At 61.0% G+C, this 19,684-nt stretch carries 18 protein-coding genes and 2 pseudogenes; 15 read left to right on the forward strand and 5 right to left on the reverse strand.

Going from position 1 to position 19,684, the window contains the following annotated elements:
• Positions 1 to 82 precede the first annotated feature (82 nt).
• From Q1A06_RS00840 to Q1A06_RS00880, 9 genes and pseudogenes are all read left to right on the forward strand, one after another.
• Positions 83 to 1,513: a Glu/Leu/Phe/Val dehydrogenase gene (locus Q1A06_RS00840; RefSeq protein WP_299558843.1), complete on the forward strand. Its 1,431-nt coding sequence runs from the start codon at positions 83 to 85 to the stop codon at positions 1,511 to 1,513.
• A gap of 151 nt (positions 1,514 to 1,664) precedes the next feature.
• A pseudogene (locus tag Q1A06_RS00845) lies at positions 1,665 to 2,225 on the forward strand (FAD-dependent oxidoreductase); the annotation flags it as partial.
• A 68-nt stretch (positions 2,226 to 2,293) separates the two neighbouring features.
• A pseudogene (locus Q1A06_RS00850) lies at positions 2,294 to 2,896 on the forward strand (2Fe-2S iron-sulfur cluster-binding protein); the annotation flags it as partial.
• Positions 2,897 to 3,006: 110 nt separating this feature from the next.
• A complete protein-coding gene (locus tag Q1A06_RS00855) occupies positions 3,007 to 3,303 on the forward strand; it encodes a hypothetical protein (protein ID WP_299557701.1) in 297 nt (98 codons plus the stop codon).
• 112 nt (positions 3,304 to 3,415) lie between these two features.
• Positions 3,416 to 5,401 carry a DNA primase gene (gene dnaG, locus Q1A06_RS00860; protein WP_299557703.1) on the forward strand — a complete coding sequence of 662 codons (1,986 nt, stop codon included), beginning with the start codon at positions 3,416 to 3,418 and terminating at the stop codon, positions 5,399 to 5,401.
• A gap of 206 nt (positions 5,402 to 5,607) precedes the next feature.
• The gene (gene rpoD / locus Q1A06_RS00865; RefSeq protein WP_299557705.1) at positions 5,608 to 7,593 is read left to right on the forward strand and encodes an RNA polymerase sigma factor RpoD; all 1,986 of its coding nucleotides are present in this window, start codon (positions 5,608 to 5,610) and stop codon (positions 7,591 to 7,593) included.
• A 132-nt stretch (positions 7,594 to 7,725) separates the two neighbouring features.
• On the forward strand, positions 7,726 to 8,136 hold the full coding sequence (locus Q1A06_RS00870; RefSeq protein WP_299557707.1) for a hypothetical protein: 411 nt from the start codon (positions 7,726 to 7,728) through the stop codon (positions 8,134 to 8,136).
• A 23-nt stretch (positions 8,137 to 8,159) separates the two neighbouring features.
• Positions 8,160 to 8,573 (forward strand): hypothetical protein, encoded by a 414-nt coding sequence (locus Q1A06_RS00875; RefSeq protein WP_299557709.1) that lies wholly within the window; start codon positions 8,160 to 8,162, stop codon positions 8,571 to 8,573.
• A 10-nt stretch (positions 8,574 to 8,583) separates the two neighbouring features.
• Positions 8,584 to 9,000 (forward strand): secondary thiamine-phosphate synthase enzyme YjbQ, encoded by a 417-nt coding sequence (locus Q1A06_RS00880; RefSeq protein WP_299557711.1) that lies wholly within the window; start codon positions 8,584 to 8,586, stop codon positions 8,998 to 9,000.
• On the opposite strand, the gene Q1A06_RS00885 is transcribed toward Q1A06_RS00880, so the two are convergent.
• A complete protein-coding gene (locus Q1A06_RS00885) occupies positions 8,997 to 9,668 on the reverse strand; it encodes an SDR family oxidoreductase (protein WP_299557713.1) in 672 nt (223 codons plus the stop codon). The genes Q1A06_RS00880 and Q1A06_RS00885 overlap by 4 nt on opposite strands.
• Before the next feature lie 190 nt (positions 9,669 to 9,858).
• Between Q1A06_RS00885 and nrdR the strand changes: the two genes are divergently transcribed.
• Positions 9,859 to 10,326 (forward strand): transcriptional regulator NrdR, encoded by a 468-nt coding sequence (nrdR, locus tag Q1A06_RS00890; protein WP_299557714.1) that lies wholly within the window; start codon positions 9,859 to 9,861, stop codon positions 10,324 to 10,326.
• Positions 10,327 to 10,340: 14 nt separating this feature from the next.
• On the forward strand, positions 10,341 to 11,417 hold the full coding sequence (gene ribD, locus Q1A06_RS00895; protein ID WP_299557716.1) for a bifunctional diaminohydroxyphosphoribosylaminopyrimidine deaminase/5-amino-6-(5-phosphoribosylamino)uracil reductase RibD: 1,077 nt from the start codon (positions 10,341 to 10,343) through the stop codon (positions 11,415 to 11,417).
• 6 nt (positions 11,418 to 11,423) lie between these two features.
• Here the strand turns inward: ribD and Q1A06_RS00900 are convergent, their stop codons facing one another.
• The 3 genes from Q1A06_RS00900 to Q1A06_RS00910 all read right to left on the reverse strand — a co-directional run bounded on the left by Q1A06_RS00900 (position 11,424) and on the right by Q1A06_RS00910 (position 16,002).
• Positions 11,424 to 13,460: a capsular polysaccharide biosynthesis protein gene (locus Q1A06_RS00900; protein ID WP_299557718.1), complete on the reverse strand. Its 2,037-nt coding sequence runs from the start codon at positions 13,458 to 13,460 to the stop codon at positions 11,424 to 11,426.
• A 6-nt stretch (positions 13,461 to 13,466) separates the two neighbouring features.
• Entirely contained in the window at positions 13,467 to 14,597 is a 1,131-nt protein-coding gene (locus Q1A06_RS00905; RefSeq protein ID WP_299557720.1) for a polysaccharide biosynthesis/export family protein, read from the reverse strand.
• A gap of 112 nt (positions 14,598 to 14,709) precedes the next feature.
• The gene (locus tag Q1A06_RS00910) at positions 14,710 to 16,002 is read right to left on the reverse strand and encodes a capsular biosynthesis protein (RefSeq protein ID WP_299557722.1); all 1,293 of its coding nucleotides are present in this window, start codon (positions 16,000 to 16,002) and stop codon (positions 14,710 to 14,712) included.
• A 112-nt stretch (positions 16,003 to 16,114) separates the two neighbouring features.
• Here Q1A06_RS00910 and Q1A06_RS00915 point away from each other — a divergent pair, with 112 nt between their 5' ends.
• The 4 genes from Q1A06_RS00915 (at position 16,115) to nusB (ending at position 18,939) form a co-directional block, all read left to right on the forward strand.
• Positions 16,115 to 16,702 carry a riboflavin synthase gene (locus Q1A06_RS00915; protein ID WP_299557724.1) on the forward strand — a complete coding sequence of 196 codons (588 nt, stop codon included), beginning with the start codon at positions 16,115 to 16,117 and terminating at the stop codon, positions 16,700 to 16,702.
• A gap of 75 nt (positions 16,703 to 16,777) precedes the next feature.
• The gene (gene ribB, locus Q1A06_RS00920) at positions 16,778 to 17,899 is read left to right on the forward strand and encodes a 3,4-dihydroxy-2-butanone-4-phosphate synthase (RefSeq protein ID WP_299557726.1); all 1,122 of its coding nucleotides are present in this window, start codon (positions 16,778 to 16,780) and stop codon (positions 17,897 to 17,899) included.
• Positions 17,900 to 17,902: 3 nt separating this feature from the next.
• Complete coding sequence (locus Q1A06_RS00925; RefSeq protein ID WP_299557728.1) at positions 17,903 to 18,454, forward strand: 6,7-dimethyl-8-ribityllumazine synthase; 552 nt, start codon at positions 17,903 to 17,905, stop codon at positions 18,452 to 18,454.
• Between the two features lie 2 nt (positions 18,455 to 18,456).
• Positions 18,457 to 18,939 (forward strand): transcription antitermination factor NusB, encoded by a 483-nt coding sequence (gene nusB / locus Q1A06_RS00930; protein ID WP_299557730.1) that lies wholly within the window; start codon positions 18,457 to 18,459, stop codon positions 18,937 to 18,939.
• Positions 18,940 to 19,289: 350 nt separating this feature from the next.
• Here nusB and Q1A06_RS00935 read toward each other — a convergent pair whose 3' ends face one another.
• Positions 19,290 to 19,562: a hypothetical protein gene (locus Q1A06_RS00935; protein ID WP_299557732.1), complete on the reverse strand. Its 273-nt coding sequence runs from the start codon at positions 19,560 to 19,562 to the stop codon at positions 19,290 to 19,292.
• Positions 19,563 to 19,684: the final 122 nt, after the last annotated feature.

Below are 19,684 nucleotides of genomic sequence, written 5' to 3' on the forward strand. Positions count from 1 at the left end.
CGCTCTACGTTCAAGACCTGTTACCGGATTCGCCGGACCCGCCCCGCGCGGCCCCCTGACCCAGAAGGCAGCCATTTCAATGATCCATTCCTCCCCCGAGCCGAGTTTCCGAGAAAGCGTCGATATGATGTTTAACCGCGCGGTCAGCCTGATGGACCTGCGTCCGGGTCTCGAAGAGAAAATCCGCGTGTGCAACGCCACGTATACCGTGCGGTTCGGCGTGCGCCTGCGCGGCGAAATCAGGACGTTCACCGGTTACCGGTCGGTCCATTCGGAACATATGGAGCCGGTGAAAGGGGGGATCCGCTTCTCCATGGGGGTGAATCAGGACGAGGTAGAGGCGCTGGCAGCCTTGATGACGTATAAATGCGCTCTGGTTGAAGCGCCATTCGGCGGGTCGAAGGGTGGGCTTTGTGTCGACCCGCGTGAATACGAAGAGCATGAAATGGAGATGATCACGCGCCGTTTTGCCTATGAGTTGATCAAGCGCGACCTGATCAATCCGGCCCAGAACGTACCGGCGCCAGACATGGGCACGGGCGAGCGTGAGATGGCCTGGATTGCGGACCAGTACAAGCGGATGCACACCACCGACATCAATGGCGCCGCCTGTGTGACCGGCAAGCCGATCAATGCCGGCGGTATCCAGGGCCGCACCGAAGCGACGGGCCGAGGCGTGCAATATGCATTGCGCGCATTTTTCCGCGACGACGAAGGGGTCAAGAAGGCGGGCTTGAAGGGTGGTCTCAATGGCAAGCGGGTGATCGTGCAGGGCCTCGGCAACGTGGGCTATCACGCCGCCAATCTCCTCAGTGAAGAAGACGGCTGTAACGTGGTGGCCGTGATCGAATACAACGGCGCGATCTGCAACGACGACGGCATAGATATTCACGCGCTTAAACGGCACATCATCGAAGAAGGATCGCCGAGGGGCTTCGCGGGAGGCATCTTCGTCGAGGACGGCGATAGCGTTCTCGAGAACGACTGCGATATCCTGATCCCGGCGGCGCTGGAAGGGGTGATCAACCTAAAGAATGTGCGCCAGATCAAGGCGCAGCTTATCATCGAGGCAGCAAACGGGCCCGTGACCGCTGGCGCGGACGATGTGCTGCGCGAGATGGGGGTGGTGATCATCCCAGACATGTACGCAAACGCGGGGGGCGTTACGGTGTCGTATTTTGAATGGGTCAAGAACCTCGGCCACATCCGGTTTGGCCGGATGGGACGGCGGCAGGAGGAATCGCGCCACCAGCTTGTCGTGGACGAGCTTGATCGGATCAGCCGCGATACATCGATCAACTGGACGCTCAGCCCCGATTTCAAGGACAAATATCTGCGCGGCGCGGGTGAGCTGGAATTGGTGCGCTCCGGCCTCGACGATACGATGCGCACCGCGTACCAATCAATGTCCGACATCTGGCACGGGCGCGAGGATGTCACGGATCTGCGCACCGCTGCCTATCTCGTTGCGATCGGCAAAGTCGCCGCAAGCTACCACGCCAAGGGGTTGTAGGACGCCGGCCAAGCGCGCAACATCCTCAACGTCGGGAGAGTGCAGCGTCCGGGGTGGCCCGCGCCAGAACAGCCCGCGACGCGAATGCAGCATTGCTGCCCTACTGGGGAATTTGTCCGGTAAGCCAGCTTCAGAGATCGCGGAACCAGCGATGCGTCTTTCAGGATGGCGCGTGCTGCGCGAAGGACACATCGGCAACAAGGGCGGGCAACCGCACTGGCAGGACACGACGTCTAGGGCGGAATACGACGCGGTCATCATTGGTGGTGACGGTCACGGTTTGTCTACGGCGTATTACCTTGCCAAGAAGCGTGGCCTGACGGATATCGCGGTTCTGGAAGGATACCCCGGCGGCGGAACAGTGGGGCGGAACACGACCATCGTGCACGGAAATAATTTCCTCGATGGTAATACGCAGTTCTATTCTCACTTTCTCAAGCTCTGGGAGGGGCTTGAAGAGGACCTCAACTACAGCCTGATGCATTTGCCCGGAGCGGCCGGCGGCCATGATGCCGTGGCCTTGGGCTATGTTCCCGTCGCGTCGCCGCGCGGTGTCGATCTGATTCAGCAGTGCGAAGTGACCGACATCGACATCGAGAACGAACAGGTACGCGGGGTCTGTAACACACGCAGGCAGACCAGCGCGAAGTAGGTGGGCATCGTGGTCGCGGGCCGCTCGGGGCAGGTGGCGGAATTGGCAGGCATGCGCCTGCGCAAGGCACGGCATAAGGATCACGGGAGTAGGCGGGCGGCGATCCTGTTCATTTCCAGTACAGCGGCATCCGCTATGAAGGGCGGTCCGGTAAGACGGTCGCGGCGGCGTTGTCGGCCCAATGGCGTGCGCCTCATGGCGCGGTCGTTCAAATATCACCGTCCGCGCGGCGTGGTGACCGCCGGATCGGAGGAGCCGAACGCCCTCGTCATGGCCGGACGCGGGATCTGCCGGACTTATGGCGGCAAAAACGGCGGCCAGGTCCGGACTAGGCGTGATCCTGTGCGACGACGACGCGCGCCCGGGGGACGATTGTTGTGCGAAGAGGAACGTGTGGGCATTGCAAATGGCCGACACGCCCGGCGCCTACGACGGCGGAGTTTTCAGCGCGTTGGAACGGGTGGACCAGCACCACCGGAAAGACGGTCGACCGCCTGAGTGTTTCTGGCGGATCCCGGCGGAGCGCACGATCCTGTGCGCCCGTGTGCTGGAACGTCCGGTGGCGTTTCGCAACAACGATCGTCCGGGCATCATGATGGCCGGTCCCGTGCGCGACATTCGGCTCTGTCGACTTTCTGGCGATGTTCGGCGGCTGGAATCTCTCGGTGCATCTGAGGTGCCACTTGAACGGACATCCCGTCTGGCGCGACGAAATCGCGGCGTTCGTGCCACCCGACGTGGTTCTGCCGGCGACGACATTGGTTCACGATTTGCGGCGGGTACTGGAAGCGCAGGCTGCGTGGCGCTAGCTTGCACAGAACAGAATTGTGGAGTGAGTGTTATGAAGCGTGTTTTATGTGCGATGGTTCTGATCGGGGCCGCGGCCCCCGTTCTTGCGGCGAACCCGGAGGACTGCGGGTATCAGTCCGAGGTGGTCAAGACCGTGCAGGAAGCGCGTCTGGCGCGCGTGAAAGAACGTGAGGTGCTCGCCTACGTCGCCAAGACAGCACCCACGTGGCCCGAGGCCTACAACAACGTGGTGCCGCTTGTGGCACCGTGGATCTACGAGATGAAAATGGGCGAGATCAGAAAGGCCGATCTAGGCGCCGCGTGGAACGAGATGTGTCTCAAGCAGTGAGCCCTGTACCCGCACCAAAGGAAACGGGCGTGCCTGCGGGCGCGCCTTTTTCTTTTTGGATGGTCTGGCCCGCCGACTGGACTCTGAACCGCCCAGATCAATATATACCTATATGAGCCTGCCACCCGGATTTCTCGAAGAACTGCGCACACGCTCCAGCCTGTCTCAGGTTGTGGGGCGCAAGGTCATGTGGGACCAGCGTAAATCCAATCAGGGAAAAGGCGACATGTGGGCGCCATGTCCTTTCCACCAGGAAAAATCCGCCAGCTTTCATGTCGATGACCGGAAAGGGTTCTACTATTGCTTCGGCTGTCACGCCAAAGGCGATGCGATCTCTTTCGTGCGTGAGACAGAGAACGTGAGCTTCATGGAGGCGGTGGAAATCCTCGCGCGCGAGGCGGGGATGCCGATACCCGAGCGCGATCCACGCGCGCAGGAGAAGGCGGAGAAACGCACCGAACTGGTCGATGTGATGGAGCTGGCCGTAAGATGGTTCCGGCTGCAACTGCGCACGGGTGCGGGCGCCCCCGCGCGCGATTATCTAGCGCGGCGGGGGTTGGACGAACGTGCGCTTGAGCGGTGGGAAATCGGCTTTGCCCCTGACAGTTGGCAGGGGCTTTGGGACGCGCTCAAAGGCAAGGACATCTCGGACGATCTGATCCTCGGGGCGGGTCTTGCGAAACCGTCGTCCAAGGTCGGCAAGCCCTACGATACGTTCCGGGGCAGGATCATGTATCCGATCCGCGACGCGCGGGGGCGCGCCATCGCCTTTGGCGGGCGTGCGATGGACCCGGATGACAAGGCGAAGTATCTCAACTCCCCGGAGACGGAACTCTTCGACAAGGGCCGCAGCCTTTATAATGTCAAAGAGGCGCGGGTGGCGGCGGGCAAGGGGCTGCCGCTGCTGGTGGCCGAAGGGTACATGGACGTCATCGCACTGAGCGAGGCGGGATTTGGCGCGGCCGTCGCGCCGCTGGGCACGGCGATCACGGAGAACCAGCTTGCGATGCTCTGGCGGATTGCAGACGAGCCCGTGATCATGCTCGACGGTGACACGGCCGGTCAGCGCGCCGCCCTGCGCCTGATCGACCTGGCGCTGCCCTTGCTGGAAGCGGGGCGGTCGCTGCGTTTCGCGATGCTGCCCGAAGGTCAGGACCCTGACGATCTGCTCAAGGCGTCCGGTGCCGGTGCGGTGCAAACGCTGATAGAGGCCGCTGTACCGATGGTGCGGTTGCTGTGGCAGCGTGAAACGGAAGGTCGCGTTTTCGACAGTCCTGAACGCAAGGCCGCGCTCGACAAGGCACTGCGTGAAAAGATCACGCTGATCAGGGATCCCAGCATACGCAGTCACTACGGACAGGAAATCAAGGATCTGCGCTGGCAATTGTTCCGCGCGCGCGCTCAGGGTCGCGGGATGGGCGGCGGTCAGTCGCGCCCAGGTGGTCCGCGCGCCGCTTGGAACAGCAAGGCGCCGTTGGGCCCCTCTGCCGGGGCGAAATCTTCGGTTCTGGCCACGGCAGCGGATGCGCGCGCCACCGATCATCTGCGCGAGGGGGTTATTCTGGCCGCCTGCATCACTTGCCCCCAGGTGGTTGAGGCCTTTGAGGGCGGCCTTGAATCGATGCCCTGCCTTGACGGCGATCACGCGCGCCTGCGTGATCTGATCCTGCGCCACGCGGACGAGGGGGCGGAGCCACTGCGCGCGCAGATCGACGCGGCGCTTGGGCCGGAAGCACTTGAAAACCTGCTGGCGCAGCGCCATGTCGCTATTGCGCCCTGTATGCGCAAACCGGGCGATATCGAGACTGCTACGATGACCATCACCGAAGAACTGGCAAAGCTGAAGGCGGCGCGTGGGCTGGCCGAGGAGGTGACGGATGCGGTCGATGACCTGAGCGGTGAGGCGGACGAAGGGGTGACTTGGCGACTTGCCGAGGCGGCGCGCGCGGCGGATCGGGCGCAACGCTCTGGTCAGGAAGACAAGGCGGAATATATCATTGCCGACAACGGCGCGCGGCTCGACCGTGAACAGGTCGCAAAAAGCCGGAGCATGTTCGATCAGATAGATTTCAGCAAAGGCGGGCGAAAAGGTGGATGACGGCAGATCGATGCATGCGTGACCGGAATACGCGCAGACGGGCGTGGTCTCGCGTGTCCTGGGGTGAAAGTGGCGCAGAGGTGACCCTTTCTTTGAATTAAGCCAAAAAATAACGATGCGGGTTTAAGAATCACTCCAAACCCCGCATGATTCGAAAAACCCGAATCACTCTGAGGTGATTCGCTAGGGATGTGAGAGGAGCTTTCATGGCTGCCAAGGACACAAACGAAGACATCAAGACTGACGATCAGGACGGGGGGCATTCCCTTGATATGAGTCAGGCTGCCGTGAAAAAGATGATCAGTGAGGCCCGTGAAAAAGGGTATATCACCTACGATCAGCTCAACACGGTGCTGCCGCCGGATCAGGTGAGTTCTGAACAGATCGAGGACGTGATGTCGATGCTGTCGGAAATGGGCATCAATATCATCGAAGACGAAGAGGCCGAAGAAGAAGAGAACAAGGGCTCGACAGAAGTCACGACGACCGAAAGCAACCGCGAGATCACACTCGGTTCCGGCACCTCCGAAAAGTTGGACCGGACCGACGACCCGGTGCGGATGTACCTGCGCGAGATGGGTTCGGTCGAACTGCTGAGCCGCGAGGGCGAGATCGCCATTGCAAAGCGGATCGAGGCGGGACGCAACACGATGATCGCGGGCCTATGCGAAAGCCCGCTGACATTTCAGGCCATCACTATCTGGCGTGACGAATTGCTGTCCGAAGACATCCTGCTGCGCGATGTGATCGACCTTGAGGCGACCTTCGGCACTCAGATGGGCGAAGAGGAAGAGACAACGCCCGTAGTGCCTGTCGGAGGGGAGACCGCCGAAAAGAAGGATGAGGACAAGCAGGAACTCGACGCAGACGGCAATCCGATCACAACCGACGATGACGACGAGGACGATGATGATCAGGCCAACATGTCGCTGGCCGCGATGGAAGCGGCCTTGAAGCCGCAGGTCCTCGAAGCGCTGGATTTGATCGCGGATGACTACATCAAGCTGAGCGAGATGCAGGACAGCCGGATTTCGGCCACGTTGAACGAAGACGGCACATTCTCCAAGACAGACGAGGCGACCTATCAGAAGCTGCGTGCCGAGATCGTCGCGCTGGTCAATGATCTGCACCTGCACAACAACCGTATCGAAGCCTTGATCGACCAGCTGTACGGCATCAACCGCCGGATCATGCAGATCGACAGCGCCATGGTGAAGCTCGCCGATCAGGCGCGCATCAACCGCAAGGAATTCGTCGACGCCTATCGTGGTTACGAGCTTGACCCTAACTGGATGGAGCGGATGGGCGAAAAGGCCGGGCGTGGCTGGCAGATGTTCATTGAACGCTCAAGCGACAAGGTGGATGAGTTGCGCGCGGACATGGCACAGGTCGGGCAGTATGTCGGTCTGGATATCTCCGAATTCCGCCGCATTGTGCAGCAGGTCCAGAAGGGCGAGAAAGAAGCCCGGCAGGCCAAGAAGGAAATGGTCGAGGCGAACCTGCGTCTGGTGATTTCGATTGCGAAAAAATACACGAACCGTGGCCTTCAATTCCTTGATCTCATTCAGGAAGGCAACATCGGCCTGATGAAGGCGGTGGATAAATTCGAATATCGTCGTGGTTACAAATTCAGCACCTATGCCACATGGTGGATCCGTCAGGCGATCACGCGTTCCATCGCGGATCAGGCGCGGACCATCCGTATCCCCGTTCACATGATCGAAACGATCAACAAGCTGGTGCGCACAGGGCGTCAGATGTTGCACGAGATTGGCCGCGAACCGACGCCGGAGGAACTGGCCGAGAAGCTGCAAATGCCGCTCGAGAAGGTTCGCAAGGTGATGAAGATCGCCAAGGAGCCGATCAGCCTGGAAACGCCCATTGGCGACGAGGAAGACAGCCAGCTGGGCGATTTCATCGAGGACAAGAATGCCGTGCTGCCGTTGGACAGCGCCATACAGGAAAACCTCAAGGAAACGACCACGCGGGTGTTGGCATCGCTGACGCCGCGCGAAGAGAGGGTGCTGCGGATGCGCTTCGGGATCGGCATGAACACCGATCATACGCTTGAGGAAGTCGGCCAACAGTTCAGCGTGACCCGCGAACGCATCCGGCAGATCGAGGCGAAAGCACTGCGCAAGCTCAAACATCCTTCGCGGTCGCGCAAGTTGCGGTCATTCCTCGACCAGTAACTTTGGACGCTCAGGTCTGCTGAAACCGCCCGGAGCCTGTCCGGGCGGTTATCGATGTGACGTTCACGCGGGTTTGATTTTGACCTTCACGTTTCGGCTTCTACCTTGAAGATAATCAAGAGGAGCCTTCCAATGCTGAAAAAGACATTTATGGCGGCGACGATTGCGGTGTTGCCGCTGGCGGCGCACGCCCAATCCTTTCGCGCGATTAATGATTTGTTCGTTGTACCGCTCGGGGGTGCGACGTTCGAGGTGATAGAGGCGAATGGCGAAGGGCCTCGTGGCATCTGGTGCGCTGCGGCGGAGTACGCTTATAACCGGCTTGGTGCGGACGACCGCGTCTATCTGCGCGTCGGTCGCAGTCCTGCGCAGAGCGTGGCAGGCCGCAAGGCTGTCGGGTTCACGACGGATCCCGCCGCCCTGCCCAGAGCCCCCTTTACATCGATATCGCTCAGTACGTCGCAAGTGGGCATGGGACTTCCTGTGCTTCACGCCATCCAGTTCTGCCACGACGATGAGCTGGAGCCTGATTTCGGCTTTTGAAACTTGGGATGGGAATAAAACCGATGATCCGTTTGGCCGCTGCAACTTTTCTGTTAAGTGCTGCACTGGCGCAAGCCGGCCACGCGAACACGCTGTGGGAAGAAAGCCGTTTTGAAATCAATCCGACACCCGGCCAAAGCTTTGAAGTGATCCGGCAAAGGAAGATGGGCGCAGCAGAATTCTGGTGCGCAGCCGCAAGCTATGTCGAAGTGCGACGTGGATTGCCGATAACCACGCCGATCTATCTTGAACGTGCGATGGCCCCGTCCCTGACGGTGCCGGGAAAGCGGGCCGTTACCTTTACACTCGATGCATCTGGCCTGCCGGCACCGGACCCGGCGAGGACAACCCTTACGATCGACGAAATCGGCGAGATGATGAAGTCCGCCCAAGCGCGCCGTTTCTGTCGAGACGCTTTTACGCGGTCCACCAAGTAGCGGTAAGAGTATGCAATTCGAGATTGAAATCGCGACAGATGGTCCGGGGCTATACGAGTTCACCGACGCCGCCGCACATCCGCTGCGCGACAAAGGCGATGGGCTGTTGTCCCTCATGGTCCGGCATACATCTGCCTCCCTTCTGATGCAGGAGAATGCTGACACGGATGTACAGCGTGACCTGATGGCGTTCTTTGAAAAGCTCGTGCCGCACAGCCACAGTCCTGCGATGTCGTATTTGACGCACACCGCAGAAGGGCCTGACGATATGCCTGCGCACATCAAGGCATCGCTGTTGCCGGTCAATCTGTGCATACCTGTGCGCAACGGCCGCATGCGGCTTGGGACGTGGCAAGGGCTGTACCTGTTCGAGCACCGTGATGCGCCGCGCACCCGTCAGGTGGCGGCGCATTTCAGGGCGGATTAATTCGTCGGCGTCAGGAATACTTCGCGGATGTTCGCGCGCTGCGGCGCGTCGAGGGCGTAGAGCAATGCCGCCGCGACATCCTCTGGTTGCAGCTTGTCAGGTTTGGGACTGTCAAAGAATGCGGTATCAACCATGCCGGGCGCCACCACCATGCAGCGGCCACCCCATTCCGCCATCTCCTGCGCAAGATTGCCGGCAAAACCGTGGATGAACCATTTGGTCGCGCCATAGATCGACCCTTTAAGGTGCGTGCGCCCTGCTTGCGATCCGGTGACAAGAAACTGCCCCTTCGACTCTTTCAGATGCGGCATCGCGGCGTGGGCGCTGTACAACGCGCCCTTGATATTGAGGTCGATCATCCCGCCCCAGTCTTCGGGATCGCCTTTTTCGACTCCTGCATCTTTCGTACCGCGGCCCGCGTTCGCGAACACGGCCTCAATGCTGCCGAAACGATCCTTGAGCTCTGTCAAAGCACGTTCCTGCGCGTTCAAATCTGTCGCATCGCCAGGCAGCGCCATCGCCCTTTCCCCGATTTCGCCCGCCAGTTTTTCTAGTTTTTCTTCGCTGCGCGCAAAAAGGCCGACGTTCCAGCCTGCCTCTGCCGCCGCCTTGGCTGTTGCAGCACCGATACCACTGGACGCGCCAGTGATGAATAGCGTCTTGGACATTGGGTTCTCCTGTGAATTTTTCGTTTCGTCGACCCAACGCGCGCGGATAGAATTCGATCCATTCCGGCCCGACGCATCATCTAGCGCCTCAAATCGGCACTACCCAAAACCTTGGGGGTCGCGTATACCTGTGGATAAGTGGGGCAATGATCCCACAATCGAGGCGGATCAAGGATAAGGGGACCGGCCAATGCGCTGCCCGTTTTGCGGAAATATCGACACACAAGTCAAGGACAGCCGACCGGCGGAGGATCATGTGTCCATCCGGCGGCGCCGATTTTGCCCCGCTTGCGGCGGGCGTTTCACCACCTATGAACGCGTTCAGTTGCGCGATTTGGTCGTGATCAAGTCGTCCGGCAAGCGCGAGGACTTCGACCGCGACAAGCTGGAACGCTCCATCCGGATCTCCATGCAGAAACGTCCGATCGAGCCAGAGCGCATCGATCAGATGATCAGTGGAATCGTGCGCAGGCTTGAAAGCATGGGCGAGACCGATATCGGGTCCAAGCAGATCGGCGAGATCGTGATGGAGGCATTGGCACGTATCGATACAGTCGCCTACGTCCGCTTTGCCAGTGTCTACAAGAACTTTCAGGCCGCGGACGACTTCGACAAGTTCGTGGCGGAGCTTCGGCCGGACGGCCCCGGCGAAACTTGAGCGATGCGCGATACATGTCGCTTGCGCTGTCTTTGGGGCGGCGCGGCCAAGGGGTGACCTGGCCCAATCCCGCTGTCGGTTGCGTGGTGGTCGCGGGGGAGCGGATCGTCGGGCGGGGGTGGACCTGCGCGGGTGGCCGTCCTCACGCCGAGACCCAGGCGCTGGCACAAGCGGGTGAGGCCGCCCGCGGTGCGGATGTATTCGTCACCCTCGAGCCCTGTGCGCACCATGGCAGGACCCCCCCCTGTGCGCAGGCGCTGATCGACGCCGGTGTCGGACGCGTCGTTGTCGCGATCGGCGACAGCGATCCGCGTGTCTGCGGCAGGGGCATCGCGATGCTGCGCGCAGCAGGGATTCCGGTGATCATGGGTGTCCTGGAAGCCGAGGCCCGGATAGATCACGCAGGCTTCAAATCGCGGATTGAACGCGGGCGTCCGATGATCACCCTCAAACTGGCCAGTTCTTTCGATGGCCGGATTGCGACGGCGAGCGGTGAAAGCCAATGGATCACCCATAGCGGTGCGCGGCGGATGGTGCACGCCATGCGGGCACGCCACGATGCCGTGATGGTCGGCGGCGGCACGGCGCGCAAGGATGATCCGGCGTTAACAGTGCGCGGTCTCGGCATCCGCCACCAACCGGCACGCGTCGTCATTTCACGCCGACTCGATCTGCCGCTGACGGGCAGGCTTGCACAAACTGCGCGGCAAGTGCCGATAATCTTGTGCCACGGGGCGGACGCACCGCATGGGTTGGTCGAAGCGTGGCGCGGACTGGGCGCTACGCTATTGTCATGTGGTATATCGGGTGGTCAGCTCGACATCGTGGATGTGATGCACAAACTGGGGGTGCACGGGTTGACCCGCGTGTTCAGCGAAGGGGGCTCTGCGCTCGCCGCCGCGTTGCTGCAGAATGATCTTGTGGATCATCTCGTGGGATTTACCGCCGGTGTGGTGATCGGGGCCGAAGGGGTGCCGGGAATCGGAGCGATGGGCATCTCGCGTCTGAAGACAGCGCCTCGATTCGATTTGTTGCGCACGCAGACGGTTGGTCCGGATGTGCTGCACCACTGGGTGCGCGCGCCGGAATGATCCGGCTCATCGGCGCCAAAGGTGCGCGCGGCTGGCAAACACGCCCTGCAATTTCGCCAACACACGCAGCCGTTTCCCGCCACGCGGCAGGTCCGCCAGTGAAAGCCGTTCCACCGCGACTTCGACCGGGCAGGGTAGCCGGCTGATTGGATCGAAGTAGCGTGGATAGTCGATCAGGCTGGCATGTACCAACCCTTCAAGAGAAGGCAAGGCACGGCGGCGCGGAGGTACATCCCCGAAATCGGTCGTGAGACCCCAGCCCGCATAGAACGGCACGCCGTATGTCGTCACCGGTATGCCGCGCAACAGCGCCTCGAACCCCAGCAGGGATGTCATCGTGTGCACCTCGTCGATTTCGCGCAGGAGGGCCGCCGGGTCCGTATCCGTTATGACCAGATCGGCCTGCGCCGCGTCGGTCAAGCCACCGTCGCGCAGCCCGGCCTCTACATCGGGGTGCGGTTTATAGAGGATTACGGCGTCGGGGTGGGCGCTGCGAACGGCGTCGAGCAGCGCTTGATTGCCGGCGATGCCGGTCGTGCCACAGCGGATGGAGGCATCATCGGAGACTTGACCGCAGACCAGCAGACGCCGACCCCTTGGCAAATCTTCCAACACCGGGGGGGCACCGAGATTGTATTTGCTGACTCCGCTTTCTCTTAGCGACTTGATGAGCCGCGCGGCGCGCATTTCCTGGTCCGGGCGCAACGTGCTGCGTTTCTCGATCCATTTCTCCAACCGCGATGGACGGGCCGGATCGTAGTAGATGCCCAGATCATCCGTTACGAGCGAGAGCGGCGGCACCAGATCGGCGCCAAGCCCGCGCGAGCGCAGGAAGCCGTCCTCTACGCGGACAGCATCGCCGTGGCCCACGCCTGCCTTACCGGCCCAGACCATCCAGGGCCGTTGTGCCGCACGGGCACGTACGGGATCGTCTTCGAACGCCATCGGCGTGTGTGCGCCGTAAAATGCCTGTAACGGAGCGCGCTTCCAGAGCCGCATCCCCGAAGCGACCCAGCCAAGCCGGTCCTCACGCCAGCTACGCGCCTGTGCCTCCAACGTGTCGATCACCGTTTCCAGTTGGCAGAGGCGGTCGCGATAGGGGTCGTACCAACGCGGATACAGGATCATCGCGGCAGCAAAAAGCTGTGCGCGGGTGAGGCTGCGTTGGCGGCGCTGGATCTCGAAGGCGTCCTCCGTCAGCCCCCAGCCGGCATAGAACGGCTGCCCGAAAACCCGTGGCCTGTGACCGGCAAAGATCGCCTCGAAACCCAGCCCGGAAGACACGGTATAGACGGCGCGGGCGCCTTCGAACAATGTCCAGGGACTGATCGGATCGGTGAAAAATTGAACGCGGTCGGACAGATCGCTGTCGCGGAAATACCCCTCACGGTGGCCTGCCGCGGTCTCGGGGTGGGTCTTGATCAGAACCGGCGCGCCAAGGTTGTCCTGCTGCGCATAATATAACATTTCAAGAAACCGCGCGCGGTCCGCACCTGACGCCGTGACGGAGGCATCGCCCAAAGTCTGGTCGATGACCAGAACATAGCCGGGGGCAGGCGCCGGAGTGTCCGTTGAAACGGCGGCGTATTTTGTCAGATCCGCTTCTTGCAGACGCGTGATCGCCGCACGCGCACGGTTCAGCAATGCAGTGTCATCCAGTGGATGTGTCGCCAGCAGCACTTCCAGATCCGACGGTGCGGAAGGATCGAAATGCACCGCGCGGCGGTCCACCAGCAAGCCCAGGGGCGGCTCGCCCGACCGACCGGGAAAAAGCGAGCGCAGGAAAGCGTCTTCGACCCGCACGATTGGCGCATCACGTGCCTCAGCCACGGCTTCACCCCGGTGCGCGGTGGGCGAGTTGCCCCAGACACCTATTGCGTCACCGGGCCCTTTCGGCAGACCGATGTGGATGGAGTACCCCGCCAGATGCAGGATCCGGCGGACGCGGGACTGAGTCAGAAATCCGCCGTTGTAGACGAAAAGCCGCCGGTTCCTTTCAGAACCGGCGGCGGAGACGTCGTGTATTTCAGGACCAAGGCCCATGGTGCATCAGCCGCCGGTCAGTGTCGTCAGACTGGTTGCGGAGGAGGCCGTGCCGGTGATCGCGGAAATCACCTTGGTCCACTGAGTGAACGGCGCTTCGGTAACGTACAGGGTATCGCCGTCTCGGATCACGAAATCGCGCGCCATGAACATGCCGTTGGGTTCGGTCAGATTAAGAACATAGACCACACGCTGCGCGCCGCGCAGATCAGTACGGCCCAGCACCTGCGAAGCCACCTCTTCGGGCTCGTTGCGCATCACGAAAACACCGGTCGGATCGGCGGCACTGGCCAGCAGACCGCCAACTTGTGCGATGGCTTCGATCGCGGACAGGTTCTGACTTTCGAACGGAACACGCGCCTGTCCGGCCATGGCGCCCAGCGCGGTGAATGAACGTGTGTCCTGCTCAACAAGGATCTTGTCGCCGCCGCGCAGCGCGATGTCGAGTTCGGGGTGGCTGTAGAGATCCTCGAACCAGATCGTGCCCTTGGCGTTGCCGCGTATCACGGTGATCTGGGCGATTTCGGGCTCTATGGTGATGCCGCCGGAACGTGCCAGCATGGTGGCCAACGTGCGGGTTGGCCGCTCGATCGGATAGACACCCTGTCCGCCGATGGCCCCGACAAGTGACACAGTCGCGCCGTCACCTGCGGCACGGCGCACTTCGACCTGGGGGTCGGGGGTCTGGTCGGCGAGCTTGGCGGTGATGATACGCCGGATCGCTTCGGGGGAATTGCCCGCCGCCCGGATGCGGCCCGCGTAGGGAATAAAGATGAAGCCGGCGCCGTCGACCTGCACTTCTTCCAGCGTCGCGGGCGCGCCTTCGACGCCCAATAGACTATCATCCACGTTTTCGTAGATGGTGATGCCAAGAACGTCCCCCGGACGGATGGTGTCGGAGCCGAGCTGCCCCGCGTTCTTGAAGCTCTCGGAGAAGCCGAGGGCGGGTACCACAGCTGTTGCGCGTGTTACACGGTCGTTCACGGAGACAATGAACGCATCGCCTTCACGCTGGACCGAGCCCGCAAAAATTTGTTTTTTGTTCGGCCCCACCTGCGGCAATCCGCAGGAGGCCAGCACGGCGCAAGCCGTGGCGAATGCGATGGGGCGGGCCCACCGGATGCTTAGGGTTTTCACTGCCCGGTCTCCTCGACCTATTCAACTGCCTCAAATCGCCGATTTTTTCGACGTATTGAAACAGAGCGTAGCCGAAGGGTTCAGAAAAATCTACTGTAGCGGGCGGTTCAGGTCATCGGACAAGACGCAACTGTTGCCGGGGTGCTGCAGTTCCCTGGTCCAATGCGTCGTAGGGGTCATCGGGGCTGAGCATCATATCGACGACCTGCCGCATCAGTTGCCTGCGTCCGCGCGCCGAATAAAATCCGCCTGGAAGTTGGCTCGTTTCAAGCAAATACCGGCGGAAATCCTTGTACGCGCGGTTGTCAGGGCGGGCTGCGGTCTGAAAGAACTCCGGCAGCGGCTGATCCGACACGAACTCTGGTTTCGCATAGACCGCGCGACCGAACACCTTAAGCGGAATTCCGCGCCACAGCACCTGCTGGCCGGCGGTGGAGTTTACCGTCACGGCACTGCGGGCGTCGTTGAGCAGCCAAGCCAGCTTGCCGCCGCGCACGAAATGCACCCGCTTGCCCACGCCGCGTGCGTGGGCGAGGCGGCGGATCTCACGGCGCATCGGTACGCGCCCGTCTTCGAGCGGATGCGCCTTGACCACCAGATGATGGTGCTGCGGCGCGCCGGTGGCGAAGCCGTCGATCACCAGTTCCAGAAAGTCGGTCATCGTGTTGAAGGGGGAGTGCTGTTTGAACGAGCTGTCGTGTTCGAGTTGCAGCAGTGTCAGATGATAGGGAAAACCGCCCCACCGGATGCGAAGAGTGGCAAGGCGCCGCTCGATCCCCTGCCACGGCATCAGCAACAGCCGCTTGAGGTAGAGCTGGAATTCCTGCGTCACGGAAAGATCCCGGTGGGGTCGGAAATTTCGGTAGTCGCCGTTTCGGAACATGATGAACCAATGGTACAGTGCCCCGTAGAACACATGCTGGCGCATGTCGCCCCAATGTCCGGGCGGCAGCGGCGCTTCCATATCGGATTTCTCAAGTGCCCTTTGCATCTGGGAGATCGTCATGTCCATAAGGCGCGAATTGCCGTTTGTGCCGCCACGTTCATAAGTGACCCAGTAGGGCCGCATATAACCCTCTTCGAAGACATGAACCGTCAACCCGCGCGCGCGCGCGTATTCTACAGCCTGCGCATGAATGGGGCGGGTGTCGCCGTATAGAACGATGTCCGTAACAGTTTTTTCAGCGACCAATCCGCGAAATGTCGCGATCCAATCCTCGGCGGTGCCGCGATAGGGGATATAGGTGTTTGGGTGAAACCAGAAGGCGCGATCACCCGCATTGAAGCCGACGCGCCATACCTGTGCCCCCGCCGCGCGCAGCATCTTGCCCAACCGGTTGAAAAAGGGTCCGTGCGGCCCTTGCAAGAAGAGGAATACCCGGTCATCCGGGGCGGTGCAGGTCATGGGGGGGCTTTCTTTGGTTGCGCGCCGGGTTATTTAGTCTCAAAACTCTGACCAAATTATGGCTGCGCGGAAAATTCGCCCAGCCGGAACAGCCCAATGCAAAGGACATGCGATGTTTACGGGGATCATCACCGATATCGGTACCATAACCGACCTCAAGCAGGAAGGCGATTTGCGGGCACGTATCCGTTGCGGATACGATACGTCGCGCATTGACATGGGGGCCTCCATTGCCAGCGACGGCGTTTGCCTCACGGTCGTCGATCTGGGGCCCGACTGGTACGAAGTGCAGGTCAGCGCCGAGACCGTGGACAAAAGCAACCTGGGCGATTGGAAAACGGGCCGGCGGGTCAATCTGGAACGCGCGCTGAAGGTGGGGGACGAGTTGGGCGGCCATATCGTGTCGGGTCATGTCGATGGCGTGGCCGAGGTCATCGCCATGAACGACGATGGCGACAGCACCCGTGTGACACTGCGCGCGCCGCGTGCGTTGGCGCAGTTCATCGCGCCGAAAGGATCGGTGGCGCTGAACGGCACATCCCTGACGGTGAACGAAGTGGACGGGTGCGACTTCGGCATCAACTTCATCCCGCACACCAAGATTGCCACCACCTGGGGCGATGTTACTGTGAGCGACCGCATCAATCTGGAAATCGATACGTTGGCGCGCTACGTGGCGCGGCTGGCCGAGATGCGCTGATCGCGACGGTGAGGCCGCTCTGGCCCCAAGGGGCCGACTGCGGTACGGGAGAAGGCGAGAATATGAGGAAAAACCATGAACTTTGATAAACCCGGTCCCGTCGAAGCGACCCTTTCGGATGCGATCTCGCCCATCGAGGAGATCATCGAAGAGGCGCGTGCGGGGCGGATGTATATTCTCGTTGACCACGAGGACCGCGAGAACGAGGGCGATCTGGTAATCGCAGCCGAATTTGCGGACGCCGATGCGATTAACTTCATGGCCACACACGGCCGCGGGCTGATCTGTCTGCCGTTGACGCAGGAGCGGGTGGATACGCTGGAGCTGCCGATGATGGCGACGAACAATTCCTCGCGCCATGAGACGGCGTTCACCGTCAGCATCGAGGCGCGCGAGGGTGTGAGCACCGGTATATCCGCCGCCGACCGTGCGCTGACGGTGGCTGTTGCGATCGACCCGGCGAACGGGGCCGCTGATATCGCGACACCCGGCCACGTCTTTCCGCTGCGCGCACGCGACGGGGGCGTTCTGGTCCGTGCAGGCCATACGGAGGCATCGGTGGACATCAGCCGCCTTGCCGGGCTGTCGCCTGCGGGCGTGATCTGCGAGATCATGAAGCCCGACGGCACGATGGCGCGGCTGCCCGATCTGGTGGAATTCGCGCAGGACCACGGAATGAAGATCGGCACGATCAGCGACCTGATCGCCTACCGCAACAAGCATGACAATATGCTGGTGGAACGCGTGAACCGGATGGTGCAATCGGCCTACGGCGGTGAATGGCGGATGCGTGTCTTCGAAGACCAGATCTCCGGCACCGATCACGTTGTCCTGAGCAAGGGCAATATCGGCGACGGCGCGCCGGTGCTGACGCGCACCCATGCGCTCAACGCGCTCGAGGACGTTCTGGGCCTTGGTCCCACGGTTCCCGACGAGTTGCCGCGCGCCATGCGGATCATCGCCGAAGAGGGGCGCGGTGCCGTCCTGCTTTTCCGCGAGCCGAAGCCGCGCCTGCAGTTGGACAAGGAAGACGAAGGGCCGCGCACGATCAAGCGAACCGGTCTTGGTGCGCATATCCTTGCGACACTGGGTGTGCATGAGTTGATCCTGCTGACGGACAACCCGCAGACAAAATACACGGGGCTCGAAGCCTACGATCTGCGGATCGTAGAGACCCGCCCGATCACGAAGGAGTAGATCATGGCAGCGCACGAAGAGCACACGGTTTTGCCGGCCCCGACATTTGAAAAACCGGTAAAGATCCTGATTGTGGTATCGCCCTACTACAGCGATATCGCTGAGGGGCTTTTGACAGGTGCGAAAGCGGTGCTGGAGGATGCCGGTGCGACGTATGACGTGGCGCAGATGCCCGGCGCGCTCGAAATACCTACCGCCATCGGCATAACGGACCGAAGCAGCAATTTCGACGGATATGTCGCGCTGGGCTGTGTCATTCGCGGCGAGACGACGCACTACGAGACGGTGTGCAACGACAGTTCACGCGCGCTCACGCTTCTCGGATTGCAGGGGCTGTGCATCGGCAACGGGATCCTGACTGTCGAAAACCGCAAACAGGCGGAGGTTCGCGCGGATCCGGACGGTCAGAACAAAGGCGGCGGTGCGGCACTCGCCGCCTTGCATCTGGTTGCCTTGGGACGTAAGTGGGCGAATACCAGCAAAGGTGTCGGATTCAGGCCTGCGGGCGACGACACGCTGATGGCCGGAAACAACGACGGAAACTCGATTGCATGACCATGCCGCCGCGCACAGACAACATGACCGGTAACATGAAGCGCAAGATGCGGACTGCATCTCGTCTTTATGCCGTCCAGGCGTTGTTCCAGATGGAACATTCCAGCCAGACGCTGGATCTTGTGCGGCTTGAGTTTCTGGATCACCGTTTTGGCGCCATGTTGGACGGTCAGGAGATGCTCGAAGGCGACGAAGCACATTTCACGCGTGTGCTTGAAGAAGCGGTTGCCCATCAGGCCGCAATCGACCAGATGACTGACCGCGCGTTGGTTGCCAAATGGCCGCTGGGGCGCATCGATCCGACCTTGCGCAGCTTGTTCCGCGCTGCCGGTGCTGAGTTGCGCGACACGGCAACCCCGCCGAAAGTCGTGATAGCCGAATACCTCGATCTCGCCGCAGCCTTTGTCCCAGACGGGAAGGAAGCGCGTTTCGTGAACGCGGTGCTCGATCATATGGCACGTGAAGCCCGTCCAGCCGATTTCTGACCGCTGGCGAGCCTGCACGACCTGTCAAAGTTCGCCGATACCCGACGCGGACGTGATGTTGCAGCTTGATAAATTCTCATAGTTGATCACGGATAATGAGGTGTTCTCGGTGTTGCCGAACCATCACGGTCCGTTTCATCGCTGTCTGGTCGGCCGTTTAGGCGATCTAATCGCATTATCGCACCGGCACGACCGTTAACCTTTTGATAATACTTGAATTTATTCGCTCATAGCGTTTTCTTCCACTGCTCCGCATGGCTTTTTAGCACCGTGCAGGACGACTCCGGGCTATTCGCCTGCGAAACTGATTTCGCGTATTGAGTGTGTTTTCGTTGCCCTGAAGCAGGACGTCATAGACGTTTGTGTAAACGAGATGCAAAAAGCAGATCGACGGAAAGTGATATTTTGACGGTTTGGCTCGTGAATGTTGCGTTGTTCTTGTTGTCGCACAAGGCGGATCCGGTGCCGGTGCGCTCAAAGACCGGATCGAGGTTTGAAACGACTGCGTCGCAGCCGCAACAAACAGCCGCAGAACCACGCACGCCAACAACCCGTGACACCGTCACCCGTGCGGAAATCGCGCGGCTTTTCGGAAACGGGTTGCGTGAGGAATAGCCGATCAAAATAGACAGTTGTGTGACGGGACCGCCGTTGCCGGGTCGGTTTTATTCCCGAGGACCTGTATGTACAGGTGGGTGCCAGATAATCTGACCAGGGCCAGAACAGAGCCAGCTCCCTCGGATTT

It is taken from the genome of uncultured Sulfitobacter sp. (assembly GCF_947497275.1).
In the GTDB taxonomy this organism is placed as follows: Bacteria; Pseudomonadota; Alphaproteobacteria; order Rhodobacterales; family Rhodobacteraceae; genus Sulfitobacter.